The sequence below is a fragment of the Shewanella khirikhana genome (assembly GCF_003957745.1).
Taxonomy (GTDB): domain Bacteria; phylum Pseudomonadota; class Gammaproteobacteria; order Enterobacterales; family Shewanellaceae; genus Shewanella; species Shewanella khirikhana.
This window is the reverse complement of the sequence record NZ_CP020373.1, coordinates 2105451-2119930: the sequence shown is the minus strand read 5'-3', so window position 1 is coordinate 2119930 and position 14480 is coordinate 2105451. Positions and strand designations below refer to the sequence as shown.

The 14480-nt window shown below is 56.0% G+C and carries 11 protein-coding genes; 7 read left to right on the top strand and 4 right to left on the bottom strand.

Annotation, left to right across the window (positions count from 1 at the left end):
• Nucleotides 1-11: 11 nt before the first annotated feature.
• The 4 genes from STH12_RS09260 (at nucleotide 12) to STH12_RS09245 (ending at nucleotide 3297) form a co-directional block, all read left to right on the top strand.
• The gene (locus STH12_RS09260) at nucleotides 12-800 is read left to right on the top strand and encodes a segregation and condensation protein A (protein ID WP_126167277.1); all 789 of its coding nucleotides are present in this window, start codon (nucleotides 12-14) and stop codon (nucleotides 798-800) included.
• The gene (gene scpB / locus STH12_RS09255; protein WP_126167276.1) at nucleotides 800-1396 is read left to right on the top strand and encodes an SMC-Scp complex subunit ScpB; all 597 of its coding nucleotides are present in this window, start codon (nucleotides 800-802) and stop codon (nucleotides 1394-1396) included. Before STH12_RS09260 ends, scpB begins: the two co-directional genes overlap by 1 nt.
• Complete coding sequence (gene rluB, locus STH12_RS09250) at nucleotides 1389-2276, top strand: 23S rRNA pseudouridine(2605) synthase RluB (protein ID WP_126167275.1); 888 nt, start codon at nucleotides 1389-1391, stop codon at nucleotides 2274-2276. Before scpB ends, rluB begins: the two co-directional genes overlap by 8 nt.
• Nucleotides 2277-2367: 91 nt before the next feature.
• Nucleotides 2368-3297, top strand: coding sequence for an exo-alpha-sialidase (locus STH12_RS09245; RefSeq protein ID WP_126167274.1), 930 nt, complete (start codon nucleotides 2368-2370; stop codon nucleotides 3295-3297).
• Between the two features lie 57 nt (nucleotides 3298-3354).
• Here STH12_RS09245 and STH12_RS09240 read toward each other — a convergent pair whose 3' ends face one another.
• Nucleotides 3355-4290 (bottom strand): M14 family metallopeptidase, encoded by a 936-nt coding sequence (locus tag STH12_RS09240; RefSeq protein ID WP_237158814.1) that lies wholly within the window; start codon nucleotides 4288-4290, stop codon nucleotides 3355-3357.
• Nucleotides 4291-4350: 60 nt separating this feature from the next.
• Nucleotides 4351-5088, bottom strand: a complete 738-nt coding sequence (locus STH12_RS09235; protein WP_126167273.1) for a YciK family oxidoreductase — start codon at nucleotides 5086-5088, stop codon at nucleotides 4351-4353.
• A gap of 260 nt (nucleotides 5089-5348) precedes the next feature.
• On the opposite strand from STH12_RS09235, the gene STH12_RS09230 reads away from it, so the two are divergent.
• The 3 genes from STH12_RS09230 to STH12_RS09220 all read left to right on the top strand — a co-directional run bounded on the left by STH12_RS09230 (nucleotide 5349) and on the right by STH12_RS09220 (nucleotide 10276).
• Nucleotides 5349-7922 (top strand): VolA/Pla-1 family phospholipase, encoded by a 2574-nt coding sequence (locus STH12_RS09230; protein ID WP_126167272.1) that lies wholly within the window; start codon nucleotides 5349-5351, stop codon nucleotides 7920-7922.
• A gap of 132 nt (nucleotides 7923-8054) precedes the next feature.
• Nucleotides 8055-9068 carry a protease SohB gene (gene sohB, locus STH12_RS09225; protein ID WP_126167271.1) on the top strand — a complete coding sequence of 338 codons (1014 nt, stop codon included), beginning with the start codon at nucleotides 8055-8057 and terminating at the stop codon, nucleotides 9066-9068.
• A 161-nt stretch (nucleotides 9069-9229) separates the two neighbouring features.
• A complete protein-coding gene (locus STH12_RS09220) occupies nucleotides 9230-10276 on the top strand; it encodes an AraC family transcriptional regulator (RefSeq protein ID WP_126167270.1) in 1047 nt (348 codons plus the stop codon).
• Here STH12_RS09220 and STH12_RS09215 read toward each other — a convergent pair.
• Both STH12_RS09215 and STH12_RS09210 read right to left on the bottom strand, forming a co-directional pair.
• Nucleotides 10227-11516, bottom strand: coding sequence for an SO2930 family diheme c-type cytochrome (locus STH12_RS09215; RefSeq protein ID WP_164551176.1), 1290 nt, complete (start codon nucleotides 11514-11516; stop codon nucleotides 10227-10229). The two genes, STH12_RS09220 and STH12_RS09215, sit on opposite strands and share 50 nt — an antisense overlap.
• A gap of 64 nt (nucleotides 11517-11580) precedes the next feature.
• Nucleotides 11581-14229, bottom strand: coding sequence for a parallel beta-helix domain-containing protein (locus tag STH12_RS09210; RefSeq protein ID WP_126167269.1), 2649 nt, complete (start codon nucleotides 14227-14229; stop codon nucleotides 11581-11583).
• Between the last annotated feature and the right edge of the window lie 251 nt (nucleotides 14230-14480).

The window sequence follows — 14480 nt, the reverse complement described above, 5'->3', positions numbered from 1 at the left end:
GTGGAGGATACATGCAGGGCGTTCAGCAAAGTTTGCCCCTGGCAGTGGTGCGCGGCGAACCCGTAAGGGAATTGCCGGCGGATCTCTTTATTCCCCCCGAGGCGCTGGAGGTCTTTCTTGAGGCCTTCGAAGGGCCGCTGGATTTACTGCTGTACCTTATCCGCAAACAAAAGCTGGATGTGGTGGAGCTGCCACTGACACTCATTGCCGCGCAGTATCTTGAATACATTAAGCTTTTAACCGATGCCCGCATCGAGCTTGCCGCTGACTATCTGGTGATGGCGGCAACCCTGGCGGAAATCAAATCCCGTTTGCTGCTGCCAAAAATGGCGGTGGAAGATGACGAGGAAGAAGACCCGAGAGTCAGGCTTATTCGTCAGCTCAAGGCCTATGAGGCCATTCGGGAAGGCGCCTTTAAGCTTGATGAGTTGCCAAGGCTTGAGCGGGACGTTCATCAGGCACGGGCCACACCTGCGCCGGGGCTGAAGCCGCAAATCATTCCGCCTGATGTATCGCTGAAGGAATTGGCGCTGGCTTTTGCCGAAGTGTTGAAACGGGCGTCTGCCTTTGAGCATCATCAGGTGAAAAAAGAAGTGCTCTCCACCCGGGAGCGGATGAGCGAAATCCTCGGCAAGCTAAACCATGAGAGTTTTACGCCGTTTTCCATGCTGTTTGGTGTGGATGAAGGACGTGCCGGGGTAGTGGTGAGTTTTCTTGCGTTGATGGAGCTGGTGAAAGAGAGTCTGGTGGAGCTGTACCAGGCCGAGCCCCTCAGCGGCATTTATGTGAAGGCAGCCTGATGGCACAGATTAATAATTTACAGCTCAAACAGTTAATTGAGGCTTGTCTGTTCGTTCAGCAAAAGCCGATGACCATTAAAGCACTGCGTGAAGGGGTGCTGGCGCAGTTCTCGGTCTCCCGGGAGCGGGTCAGTGCCGCCATTGGCGAGCTGGTGGTCGATTATCAGGAACGTGGGGTAAACCTGGTGAAGGTGGCGGGTGGTTACCGCTTTCAAACCCAGGAAGCCCTGAACCCTTTTCTGCAAACCCTGTGGCAGGAGAAGGCGCCCAAATATTCGCGGGCAACCATGGAAACCCTGGCGGTCATAGCTTACCGCCAACCGGTCACCCGGGGGGACATAGAACAGGTGAGGGGGGTTGCCCTTGGCAGTCATATCCTCAAAACCTTATCTGATCGTCGCTGGATCAGAGTGGTAGGGCACAAAGAGGTACCGGGACGCCCGGCGCTTTATGCCACTACTTCAGAATTTTTGGCCTATTTTGGCTTGGACAGTCTGGCATCGTTACCTGTGCTGGCCGATCTCGAGTCATTGGATGCGTTGTTTGGTAAGCCCTCCGAGGCGCCACAACCGCAGGAAGAGTTAACTCATGAGTGAAAAATTGCAGAAAGTCTTGGCCCGTGCAGGCCATGGCTCCCGTCGTGAGATGGAGGCATGGATTGCTGCAGGACGAGTGAGTATCAACGGCGAAATCGCCAATCTGGGCGACCGTGTCGACGCCGATGCCAAAGTGCGTCTCGACGGCCGTCTGGTGTCTATCAAATCAGCCGACGACATCATCTGTCGGGTGCTGGCGTACCATAAGCCTGAGGGTGAAATTTGCTCGCGCAAAGATCCTGAAGGCCGTCCAACCGTGTTCGACCGTCTGCCCAAGCTGCGTGATGCGCGCTGGGTAGCGGTGGGCCGTCTGGACATCAACACCTCGGGTTTGCTGCTGTTTACCTCCGATGGGGAGCTGGCTAACCGCCTGATGCACCCTTCAAACGAAGTGGAGCGTGAATACGCAGTGCGTACCTTTGGTGATGTGAACGATTTCACCATCCAAAAGCTGCGTACCGGCGTAATGCTGGAAGATGGCCCAGCCCAGTTTGACTATATCAAGTCCGCTGGCGGCGAAGGCATGAACCAGTGGTGGCACGTGGGTCTGCGCGAAGGTCGTAACCGCGAAGTACGTCGTCTGTGGGAATCCCAGGAAGTGCAGGTAAGTCGCCTTATCCGCGTGCGTTACGGCATGATTGAACTGCCCAAGACCCTGCCACGTGGTGGCTGGACTGAGCTGCCGCTGGAGCAGGTGAACTACCTGCGTCAACTGGCTGGCATGGATCCGGAAACCCGTTCCATGCTGGGCGCAGACAAGCACAGTGTGGCCCGTGCCGCTCAGGTGCGCAGCGCTAAAATCCGCCGCGCCGTGCGTAAAAGCAAGGTGGGTGCAGCAGGCAGTGGCAAACGCCCCAAGCCAACCCGTACCCGCAGCTAATCCGCGAACACGGATTTCAGCTTAAAAAAGGCCGCTTATGCGGCCTTTTGTGTTATATGGTTCTGTATTCGTTGAATTTGCGGGAACTGCCATGAAACTGCTGTCGGTAACAAAAATCTGGGATAAGGGCGAGCACAATGCCTTTACCGATCTGATTGAGTTTCAGGGGCGGCTTTACTGTGCCTTCCGGGAAGGCTCGGCCCACGTATCGCCCGATGGCGGGCTTAGGGTGCTGATGTCGTCCGATGCAGGACGCAATTGGCACAGTGCAGCCTTTATCCGGGTTGCGAAAGGCGATTTACGCGATGCCAGGTTATTGGTGTGGCAAGGGCAGCTGTATCTTTTTGGGGCCCGAACTTTGGAAGGCGAGCCGCTGCAGTCGCTGATGTGGCGCTCAGAGGATGGCTCTCAGTGGCAGGAAGCGCAGCCGTGTGCCGACAGCGGATACTGGCTGTGGCGGGTCATTGCCGCGGCAGACTGCCTCTACGGCGTAGCCTATCGCCCTGGCCCGGACGGTGACGTGCGGCTGTACCGGGCGAGTGCGGGACAACCGCTTCAGGGCGTGGATTTTACCAGCCTGGTAGCCCCCTTAAATCAGGATGGTTACGTCAATGAGTCGGGACTTGAATTCAGCGGCGGTACCCTGACTTGCCTGCTTAGGCGCGATCCTGTCTGGGATGAACGTAAACTGGCCCTGCTTGGCAAAGCTGAGGCGCCATTTACTGACTGGCGCTGGCTGGAGCTGGATTGCCGCATCGGCGGCCCGGTGGCCTTTCGCTGGCGTGGCCGTCTGCTGGCGATTGTGCGGCTTTATGGTGATAAAGTTCGAACGTCGCTGGTGGAGATTTGCGAAACCACAGGCCATGTTGCCGAGCATCTGGCGCTGCCGTCCGGCGGCGATACCAGTTATGCGGGGGTACTGATGCGCGCTACCGGTGATTCTGATGAGCTTTGGGTGAGTTACTACTCGAGCCACGAAGGCAAAACGGCCATTTATTTCGCCAGCCTGTTACTCGAATAACCATCAAAAACGGCAGCCAAGGCTGCCGTTTTTTGTATGGATGCACCAGGTTCAGTGTCAGTTGTGATTGGCCAACATAAAGTCCAGTGCGGCGCGAATGGCGGCGACCTGAGCGGCGTTGCACTCTTCAGCCGTTGCCTTGGGGCTGTCCGGATACACTTCGGTGGTGGTGGTGAAGGTCGCCTCGGTGATACCGGCGCACAGGCCCAGTTTTTTCACCGGATAGTTAATCACCCCGTGCTGCACTACAGGCGAGCCGATAATGTTGCCCTTGTCATCCGGCGGCGCAATATGGGTCACTTTTTCAACGGCGTCGATAATGGCCTTTTGGAACGCTTCCTGGGGGTTATCGCTGTCGCCCACCAGATAGAAACCGTCCGGGATCACATCGGGTTCATAGTCTTTGCCATCACGGGCGGCCAGCGCCGGGCGGAACTCGGTTTCGTCGCTGTCGGTGGTTTCGTGCAGGTCGATGTGCAGTACAAAGTCATGCTTGTTGGCGGCAACCAGTTTAAGCAGCGCAGCTGACTCTTCAGAGGGGCTGTTTTCCACAAATGAGCGGTTGGGATCCACCGCCTTTGGATTCCAGCGGTTGATGATTTCATAGCCCCAGGGACTGACGCAGGGGGCGACAAGTAAATTGACCTTACCCTGATAATCCGCGGCATGCTGATGCAGGAAATCCAGTGCGCCCTGGACGCCGCTGGTCTCGTAGCCATGCACGCCGCCGGTCACCAATGCCAGTGGCAGGCCAGCCTGCCAGTCATTCTTCAGCGCATACAGCGGGAAACGCTCAGGGTTAATGGACAGGGCGCCGTAGTTCAGCAGCTCAAAGCCGGCAGCCAAAGGCAAAATGCGGGACAGCACTTCTTCCTGATAGCTGCGCTTTACGGTTTGGGCGTCAAACCAGGCCTGTTTGTCGGCATCACTCCAGGGCGTGCCAGGAGTGCCAATGGGATAAGAGGCTGTGGGGTAGGGAGTCGTCATAGTCATAAGTTTTTATAATTTGCTGAAAATAAAAAAGCCCGCGGTGGCGGGCCTTGTTGATACTGCTTACTGCGCGCTGAAGGCCTGACCGTTCTGGTCTTTGCTGTTATCTGCCATCAGGTATACATACAGTGGCATCAGCTCTTCGGCGGTTTTTAGGGTTTGCGGATCTTCACCCGGATAGGCATTGGCGCGCATCTTGGTGCGGGTGGCGCCGGGGTTGATGGTGTTGGCGCGCACACTGGTGCCATCGCACTCGTGGGCCAGAACCTGCATCATGCCTTCGGTGGCAAATTTGGAGAATGAATAAGGGCCCCAGTAAGCACGGCCGGTGCGGCCAACACCGCTGGAGGTAAACACCACAGAGGCCAGTGGCGCCTTGCGCAGAACCTTCAGCAGATGTTTGGTCATCATGGCCTGCGCCGTCACGTTTACCTTCATCACTTCTTCGAGTGACACCAAATCGATATGCTCGAATGGGCCAAGTACGCCCAGCACACTGGCATTGTGCAGCACGCCGTCGAGGTGGCCGAATTGCTCTTCAATGGTCTCGGCCATGTCGCGATAGTTTTGCTCGGTGGCGCCTTTCATATCCAGCGGAACTATGGCTGGCTTGGGGAAACCCGCTGCTTCGATTTCATCGTAAACCGCTTCAAGCTTCTTCACCGTCCTGCCCAGCAGGATCACGGTGGCGCCATGGGCGGCATAGGCGAGGGCGGCGGCACGGCCAATGCCGTCACCGGCACCGGTTACCAAAATGGTTTTGCCTTTCAGGGCGTCGGGTGCAACTTGATATTCCAACATGGATTTGAACTTCCTCTTGGCGCAACTTCCCGTCAATATTGAGGGTTTTCTAGAGTCAAACAACTGTTTCAAACAAATGACTGTTTATTGGCTGCTCGCATCGGCATTCTGTGTGACAAAAATGTAGCGAACTCAATATTTTTGCGTTAAGTTGAAACGAGTTACGGACAACATAAGTCCGGTTGGCTTCGCAATATCGGCTATTGTGACCAATTTCTTGGGGAAAACAAAATTATTACAACAAGATTTGGGGAAAAAAGATGAAAAGACTCATTTTGGGAGTAGCAATCGCCTCTGCCTTGGGCCTCACAGGCTGTGGTGGTGAGGACAGTGTCAATGAGCTCAAGGACAAAACAGAGCCGCTGATCCCTGAATCACACCTGGTGTTTGACCCAACGGCGGGCAAGGTGCCACTGCCAAGCGACCTGCTGTTCAGCGGTACCCTTGATGGCACCTTAAATATACCTTCCTCCGCAACAGATCCCGGAGAGGCTGTTAGTGCGGGTGTTCATCCATCCAGCGGCGATTATACTCATCCGCGTGTTGCAATGGGTGCCCTCGACGGTTGGTCCACCACTCAGCCAATTTCGATCGATTTTGAACCCCCTTCAGAGCCCGCAAACGATCCACTTAATCCAAACAAACGAAACCCATTGCGAGACAAAAACGGTGATGTAATCCATCTTACTGAAGCCTCGGTGTTCCAGCCTGGTGCAGTGCGTCTGTTTGAAGCCACCGTTGGCGGTGCTCTGTCATCGGACGCCGAGTGTAAAGCCGCTGCTTCTGTGTCTGCCTGTAAGATTGGTGACGAGCTGCAGTTTGGCGTTGATTTCATCAGCAAGGCCGTTGGCAACAAGATTGTGATTGTGCCGCTCAAGCCTCTCAAAGCCGGTCATTCTTACATTTACGCCACCACCAATCTGATTGAAGATTCAGAAGGGCGTCCGGTTGCGCCTTCATCGACCTATGCCTCGGTGAAGATGGACATCACTACTCACCCGCTGGGGACTGAAGCACAGCGTGGACTGCAGGCGTTGGTGAACAGCTATGAAAATGCCCTCGAATCCAAGGGTGTCGACAAGGCCAGCATCAGCTATTCAAGCCTGTTTACCACTCAGTCGGTTAATCCGGCTTATGAAACCTTAAAACTGCTGATGGCGAGCAACCCAGCCTTTACGCCATCGTTTGAAGTGAATCCAGCCCCTGCTGGTTACACTGTGGCGCAGACGCTGCAACTGACACCCGAGATGGGCCTGCCTTATGTACTGGCGGACCTGGCTGATGTGTGGAAAGCAACGCTGAAGCTGCCAGTATACGGCGACTGTTCATCCAACGGCTGTTTAAGCGCTGACATGAAGCCTACCATCAACGGCCGCTGGAATGCCCTGGGTGACAGCCCTGTATCTGTGCTACTGGCACTGCAGGCAGGTACCCTGAGTCAGCAAAACTTTGGTGCCCAGGCTGTGGCGCAAGGCATTGAAGACCCATCGGCAGCCCTTGCCAACCCAGCGCTGCTGGCCGGGAAGCAATTTAAGCTCGACGATGGCACACCTGCTGACAAAACCCGTCACGTCACCAAGTTCAACCCCATTCCGGCGCCCAAGACCTATGAGTCTGTGCCTGTGCTTATCACTGTGCCTAATGCAGCCAAACTGAAAGCCTTTACCGAGGCGCAGGGGCAGGTATTCGTGCCACCAACGAGCGGCTGGCCGGTTAACATGGCCATGCACGGCCTGGGTGGTGGTAAAGAGATGGCGCTGGCCTATGCAGGCAGCTACGCCGGTGTTGGTGTTGCGACCATTGCCATCGATATGCCGCTGCACGGTGAGCGTGGCTTCGATGCAGACAAAGACGGTGTGTACGAAGTTTCCGCCAGTGACCCCTCGTTCGGCGACGCCATCGGCAAGCCAGATGCGTTCAAGAACGGCTCGCCATTGGTATTTGTGAACATCGCAAGCTCACTGTCAGTGCGGGACAATTTCCGTCAGGCGGTTGTGGATCATCTGGGTGTGCGTCTGGCGCTCACAGGTATGGCGCAGTATCTGGCTGCCAACAACCAGCCACAGCTGTTTGATGTGAGCAAGGTGTCGTCTCAGGGCCTGAGCCTTGGCGGTATTGTGAACACCAACTTTGCCACTTATGCCTCAACCGGTCTGGTTGACCCAACGACCGGCAACGCATTGCCAAATGCCTACGGCATTACGGCGGCATCGCTGGTGGCACCTTCCGGTGGTCTGGCCGGTGCTTTTGCGGGCTCAGCCACCTTCGGCCCTGTGCTGTTTAACACCATCACCACTACGGAAGACTTCCAGGCGCTGGTGGATGCCGCCAATTTCCTAGGTTATCAGCCAGGTAGCCCTGAATATGCCGCACTGGTGCAACAGGTATACGAAGGCTTTATCCCAAGCTTTGCCTTTGCGATTCAAACCGGTGTGGATTCCATCGACCCGGTTAACCACGCGCCTATGCTGAAGGCTACCGGTCTGCCGGTGCACCTGATAGAAGTAGTGGGTGATGGCAACGGTAACGCGCCGGATCTGGTTCTGCCAAACAGCGTTGAAGGCTTCCCGCTGTCAGGTACTGAGCCGCTGATAGCGACCCTCGGCCTTGAATGCCGCGATGCCACCGAAGTGGGCTCAGGCGCAGTACGCTTTATCAAGGGCCACCACAGCTCTGTTGTGAACCCAAGCGAAGTGCCGGATGCCACCGACGGTAAAGCGGCCGCTGCAACTGCAGAAATGCAGTGGCAGGTTGCAGGTTTTGCCAAGACTGCGGCAGCAGGTCAAGCCACTATTCTGGTCAATGACCCAACAGTGCTCAAAGGTTGTGAGTAATCGGTATTTTCGATAGTAAAAACCGGCCGTTAGGCCGGTTTTTTTATTGGATTTATATGCTGACTTGCTAGAATAGCCCCACTTTTATGTACGCCCGAACGCTTCGGGTGCCGGGACGCTTTGGAGCCACATTTGGAATTTTTATACGACTACGGACTCTTCCTCGCCAAGGCGATCACCCTGGTCGCGGCCATAGGTGCCGTGCTGGTGATCCTGTTCGCCTCAGCAGCGCGCACCAGGGGTGACAAGGGGGAGCTGGTGCTGACCAATGTTTCCGAAGAACTGGAACATTTGAAAGACCATCTGAAACACGAGCTTTTGGATAAAAAAGCCTGGAAAGCCTACGAAAAGGCCAAAAAAGCAGAAAGCAAAGCTGCCGAGAAGGACGAGAGCGTCAAGCCGCGCACCTTCGTTCTCGACTTCAAAGGCAGTATCGATGCCCATGAGGTTGCGTCACTTCGCGAAGAAATCAGCGCCATTATTACAGTGGCAGAAGCCGGTGATGAGGTTTTGGTGAATGTCGAAAGTGGCGGCGGTATGGTGCATGGCTACGGACTGGCGGCAAGCCAGCTCGACCGCCTGCGTCAGGCCAATATTCCCCTCAGCATCTGTATCGATAAGGTGGCCGCCAGTGGCGGTTACATGATGGCCTGCGTGGCCGAGCGCATTTACGCCGCGCCTTTTGCGATTGTCGGTTCTATCGGTGTGGTGGCTCAGCTGCCCAACTTCAACCGTTTGCTGAAAAAGCATGATATCGATTATGAGCAGCATACCGCCGGCGACTTCAAACGTACCCTGACACTGTTTGGTGAAAACACCGAAGAAGGGCGGCAGAAGTTCCGTGAAGAGCTGGAAGAAACCCATCAGCTGTTCAAGGCCTTCGTTGGCAAGTATCGCCCTGAACTGGATTTATCCAGAGTCGCCACCGGTGAGCACTGGTACGGCCAACAGGCGCTGGAGCTGGGTTTGGTGGATGAAATTGCCACCAGTGACGACCTGATGCTGGCCGCGGCCAAAGACAGAACCCTGATTAAGGTGCGCTTCCAACCCAAGAAAAAGCTTGCTGACAAGCTGGCCCACAGCGCGGCGCTTTCGGTGAGTACCTTCTTTGGCAAGCTTGCGGAAAAGAATAAACCGCTGCCCTGAACAAAAAGATAAACGTATCGTTTCAAGAGCCTGCTTTTGCAGGCTTTTTTGTGCCTGACGTTTGCAAGTCCTGCACGCTGGCCGGCGTGCATACGGGGTTTTCTTCACCACATAAATGGTATACAACAGAGAGTTCGGGGGAGTCACAAACGGTTGTTAACATGTCAAATTATCGCGCCGGCGCCATGGTGGGGGATCAAGGGTACCCCGCCTGGGAGCTGGCTCAGGTGTTGGGTGCCATTGGGCGGCTCTTTGGTGAGGCCTGTTACCGGGATGTTTGCGAGCACCTTGGGGTTGCCCCAGAGGTGCTTGCGCATATGACCCTGGTGCCGGTCTGGCAAGTGGCAGGCGCCATGGAGGCGCTGTGCAGTTTCAGCGACGATTGCCAGATAGGTATGCGCGCCGCAGCCGATTACAAGGTGGCAGAGCTTGGCTTTTTGAAAGGCTACCTTGCCCGCTGTGAGACCCTTGGCGATTGCTTTGGACTGCTGAACGATAACCCTGAGTGGGCAGGCTCCATGAGCGACAGTTTGGTGAGTGTGACCAGCTCCGCCCTGAGCGTGCGCTGGATTAACACCCTAAGACTGCCCAACTCGCTGTTTCAGTGCCACTTTCTGCACAGTCTTGGGGCTCTGGTGGTGCTGGGCCGAGCCCTTTGCGGCGAGCGTTTTAACCTGGATTCGGTGGCACTGGCGTGTCCGCCCCACGAGGCTGATTTTATCAGCAGCCTTTGCGGGGTGACCCCAGAATTTAACGCGCCCTTCTATGAGTGGCGGGTTGCCACCGACACCCTCGCATTGCCGGTCCGTTACACCTTCAGCGATGAAGAGCGCAAAGAGCCCTGTCTGCCCCAGCCCAGCTTCATCGATGGGGTACTGGAGCAGCTCAAGTCACAGATGCCGTTGCTGCCCACATTGACCGATATGGCCCAGGCCCTTGGCATGAGTGAGCGAACCTTACGCCGAAAGCTTGCCGATAATGGTTGCAGCTATCAGCGGCTGTTGGATCAGGTGCGAAGCCAGGCAGCCATCAGCCTGATTTTACAGGCCAATCTTAGCGCCGATGATATTGCCGAGCGGCTGGGCTTTACCGACGTGAGCCACTTTCGGGCGAGCTTCAAGCACTGGCTTGGCGCGCCGCCCGGCAAGTTTCAACGGCTTATTGGCAGTTCCCAAGGGCAGGGGACATCAAATCAATCCAGCGACTGATCTGCGCTACCGCTTCCTGATGGACCAGATTGCGCCCAAGCGGCGGCATCCGGTCTTTTGGGGCTGACAGGGTTTGGCGATAGACCACAATCGAGTGGTCGCCATTACCCGGTACTATGTCGTAGGACAGGCCACGCTCGCCACCATCCCAGCCCGGCGGCTGCTTGCAAATGCCGTACTGCACGCTTTCATGGTCAACCTCAAACCCAAGTCGCAACCCCGACACGCTGGCAAAGCCGCTGGCCTTATGGCAATGGGCGCAGTTCACATCCAGATAGCCCTTGGTGCGGGCGGTAAGGTCGGCGGTTTCATCGGTAATGGCGAAGGTGCGCGGCAGTGCGCTGAGCTCCACATTGCCGGTTAGCAGCCCCTTATCTTTGAAATACACCAGCTGATTGATAGTCTCTGAGCTGCCGCTCCTGTTGATGTCGCGGTTTAGCAACAATGGCTTGGGGCCAATGGGTTTAATCACCGCCAGCTCCTTTTGCAGATCCTGGTGGCAAATTTTGCACTCGGCCCGGCTTGGCACGTGATAGCTGAAATTCAATGTTTCTGCGCCGCGGTTAAGGCTGTGGGCAATATCTGTGCCCGCTTCGAAGAGCACTGCTTCCAAGGTGCCACTGCCGTTATCGCGCCACACGTAGGGCAGAGCGGTCCAGCCCGACTCGCGCTGGATAAGCAGCCGGGTTTCGATAAGCCTTGCGTTAAGCGGGTCTTGTTGTTCGGTATCGGCAGGAAGATAAAAGCTTTTGACCAGCACAGTGCCCACCGGGAACTCAAGCTGGCCGTCAACGAGGCTCATCTGGGTTCCGGGCGGTAAAAAGAGAAAGCGGCGCTTGATGGCGTAATCGGTAAAAAGCTCGCTGGCAAGCATGTAGGGCTCGCCGCGACCATTTGGCTGGGCGCCGGGATTGGCCGGGTCGGCAAATAAACGGTAATCACTGAGCTTGGCGCAGTTTTCCTGCATCAATGCCTGATAGTTAATTTCGCCTTCGGTCGCAGCGCATAAACCTGCGTCTGAACCTGAGCTGCCAGTGCTGCCATTTCCGGCGCCGCCACTTCCTGACCCACCACCTCCGGAGCCGCCACTTCCCGAGTCGCCATTTGTGCCAGCGGGTGGCGCGAATGGGCTGTCTTCACCACCACCGCAGCCACCCAGGGTTAACAGCGCGGTCAGCAGCATGATGATGCTTCTCACATTGCGCCGCTGCAGGGTACTTTTATTTTTAGCCCTTGGCATATGCTTACCTCCTTGCCAAAGAAAAGGCCGGATAAACCGGCCTTCAGCTGTTACTCAATACTTATCAGTTGGAGCAGGCGGCTGCAGGCAGACGCTTAATCCATTCATGGATCAGGGCAACACCCTCGGTATGGGCCAGGCTGCGGCCGATTTCCGGCATGCGGTCGCCAGGCTCGTTGCTCGCCATTCTGAAGTGCATGATGGAGCTTTCGGGCTTGGTGGGCACCACATCGTAACCCAGGCTGCCGCCGCCGTAGGCCACAGGCTGCTTACAGGTTCCGTGGGAGAAACCGTTGTCATCGCCGTAGGCGCGCCAGTACTCAAGCTTGAGGCCGGTGTTGGAGGCGTTGCCTTCCGGGCGGTGACAGTGGGCACAGTTGATGTCCAGATAGCCTTTGGCGGTGTTCATCAGGGTGTCGTTATCCAGACTGGTAACCTTGGTTTCGTCGCCGTCGTGGTATGCAGGCACCTTGGGCACAGTGGCCAAATCAGGCAAGCCCTGCAGCATACCTGCGCTCTGCCAGCGGCTGAGCTGGTTCACGGTAGCGTCCTGATAGGCGAAGTCGCCATTGAGGAAGCGTGCCTTGGGGCCAATGGGGACGAAACGTGGGTAGTCTTCACCTTCGGCCTTGAACTGGTGGCACTGCTTACACTGGTTGATGGAAGGCACCATGTAGTCAAAGGTTAGCGTCTCGCCGTTGTGCTTCACGGTTTTGGCCTGCACGGCACCGGGCTTGGTGAGCACGGCTTCATCCTTTTGGGCGTTCCACACATAAGGCAGCGCAGTCCAGCCGCTGGCGCGGTGGATAAGCAGACGGGTTTCAATCAGATCTTCGTTTTCGATGCCCCGTTTGGCGGTGTCTGCGGGCAGGGCGAAGGTTTTGCTGATAACGGTTCCCACCGGGAAGTCGAACACTTCATTCTCTGAGTACTGCGCCTTGGTGCCGTCAGGCAGGAATACGAAGCGATACTTACTGGCGTAGTCAGTAAACAGCTGCGTATTCAAGTCATAAGGCATGCCGCCATTGGCGTTTTGGGTTGGATCTGTGCCATCGCTGAACAGATTGTAATCCGACAGTTTAGGGCAATTGGCCTTGGCCAGTGCATTCCAGTTTACGCCGCTGCCAGCGGTTTCACACAGGCTCACATCGCCATCACCTATGATGCCGCCATCGCCGTCGCCAATGGTGCCACCGCCGCCAATCAGGTTACCGCCATCACAGCCGGCGGTGTCGTCGTCCACGCCGCAGCCGAAAATTTGTTCACCGAAGGTGACGGTATGCACCGGCAGGCTGACCTGGGCACATTTCATCAGATTGGTTTGCGTTTTTTCATACATCACATCGGCAATGCTCAAATCGGTATTGCTGTTGCCGTAGAGCTGTCCCAGGCTGACATCGCCGTTGTTTTGCATACAGACGTTGTCGCTGCCATCGTCGGCAAAGGGCATCTCCTTCAGGCCAAGGTAAGCGGCGGTGCCGTTGTTGGCCAGCAGTTCACCCAGACCATCGTAGAGGATGCCCGGCATGGCGCCGTGGGTCAGCACAAAGGCATTGATGATGTCGGTGATAAGATAGCCGTTGGGCTTTTTGCCGTAACCGCTGATTTCGTTGTCGTGCACGTAGATATTGCGTGGCACCGGACGCCAGCCATCTTCAATGGCCTGGCCGGGTTGGCCGTAGTTGGCAACAAAATCGCTGATCTCAGGTTCGGCGATAAAGAAGCTTGAGACTGTCAGCCCAAGGGTGTCGTGGTTGGTTATCTGGTTATTGAAGATTTCCACGTCGCTGGTGGACAGCACAATCACCCCTGTGCCCGGAGGCACAATATGCACGCCGGCCGGGTTGGCGGAGGCGTTGGCAAAGTTGTGGGTGTTGTTGTCGTACACCTTGTTGTCGAAGATACGCACGCTGGAGCCGTATCTGTGGTTATTGATAGGCAAGTCGAACACCAGAATACCACCGGTGTTGCCCATGGCCTCGTTGTTGTATACGTCGGCGTAGCGGCTGTTTTCAATCTCAATGCCAGCCACGTTTTCCTTGGCGATGTTGTTGCGTACCACTATGTATTCAGACTGACCCACGTAGATGCCCGCATCGGCGCTGCCGCGTACGTAGCTGTCTTCAATCAGGATGTTTTCGCACTCTACCGGATACAGGCCGTAGGCGCCGTTGTCTTTGTCGAGGGCGCCTTCCCACACAGCGCCCAGGCGGCGCAGTATGATGCCATTGGTGTTCTTCAGCTTGATGCCGTTGTTTTTGGCTTCATACACCGACAGATCCTGGATGGTAATGTTCATCGCGTTTTGCACGAAAATACCGTCGCCGGAATTGGCGTTGGCAAAATCCAGAATGGTGTCATCTTTGCCGTAGCCCATCAGGGTCACGTTTTTGGCAAAGGCGCCATCACCATCCACGTCGCCGTCAAACAGCAGGGTGGACTGGATTTCGAAGCGGCCCTTGGGCAGCACAATCACATCGCCGCTTTGGGCGTTGATCAGCGCTTCCTGAATACGGGTGGTCAGGTTTTCACCGGCTTCCACCATGATGGCGCCTTCGGGGAAGGTTGGACCGCCGGTGGCCGGTGGCGTGACTGCCGGTGGCTCCGGTGTTGGCGCAGGATCTTCACTATCGGAAAAACAGCCGCCCAGATGAAGGGCAACGGCCAATGCTACCGTCGTGGGTAGCCAGTGCTTTCGAGTCTTGATGTGCATGAGTTCTCCTCATTATTGTTATAATGCTGTTAAGAAACCTTGCACGAACGTACAACATAGGCAATGAGAAATCCGGCCAAACTGATATGGCCGCCAGAAAGCGACGCTTGGCTGCTCAGTCTTTAAGCAAGGCATTACATAAGCCCTTAAACAGCTTGTTGTGTGCGGTCTGTTTCAGGTGCGATTAACGCTTGCTTTGCAGCGTTTGCTGTGATGGATTTGCAGGAAATGCTCTATACGTTCGCCTGACT

What these genes read in the sequence shown, in the direction of transcription:
- STH12_RS09260 (WP_126167277.1), top strand. Translation starts at nt 12, where the DNA reads ATGCAGGGCGTTCAGCAAAGTTTGCCCCTGGCAGTGGTGCGCGGCGAA.
- scpB (WP_126167276.1), top strand. Translation starts at nt 800, where the DNA reads ATGGCACAGATTAATAATTTACAGCTCAAACAGTTAATTGAGGCTTGT.
- rluB (WP_126167275.1), top strand. Translation starts at nt 1,389, where the DNA reads ATGAGTGAAAAATTGCAGAAAGTCTTGGCCCGTGCAGGCCATGGCTCC.
- STH12_RS09245 (WP_126167274.1), top strand. Translation starts at nt 2,368, where the DNA reads ATGAAACTGCTGTCGGTAACAAAAATCTGGGATAAGGGCGAGCACAAT.
- STH12_RS09240 (WP_237158814.1), bottom strand. Translation starts at nt 4,290, where the DNA reads ATGACTATGACGACTCCCTACCCCACAGCCTCTTATCCCATTGGCACT.
- STH12_RS09235 (WP_126167273.1), bottom strand. Translation starts at nt 5,088, where the DNA reads ATGTTGGAATATCAAGTTGCACCCGACGCCCTGAAAGGCAAAACCATT.
- STH12_RS09230 (WP_126167272.1), top strand. Translation starts at nt 5,349, where the DNA reads ATGAAAAGACTCATTTTGGGAGTAGCAATCGCCTCTGCCTTGGGCCTC.
- STH12_RS09220 (WP_126167270.1), top strand. Translation starts at nt 9,230, where the DNA reads ATGTCAAATTATCGCGCCGGCGCCATGGTGGGGGATCAAGGGTACCCC.
- STH12_RS09215 (WP_164551176.1), bottom strand. Translation starts at nt 11,516, where the DNA reads ATGCCAAGGGCTAAAAATAAAAGTACCCTGCAGCGGCGCAATGTGAGA.
- STH12_RS09210 (WP_126167269.1), bottom strand. Translation starts at nt 14,229, where the DNA reads ATGCACATCAAGACTCGAAAGCACTGGCTACCCACGACGGTAGCATTG.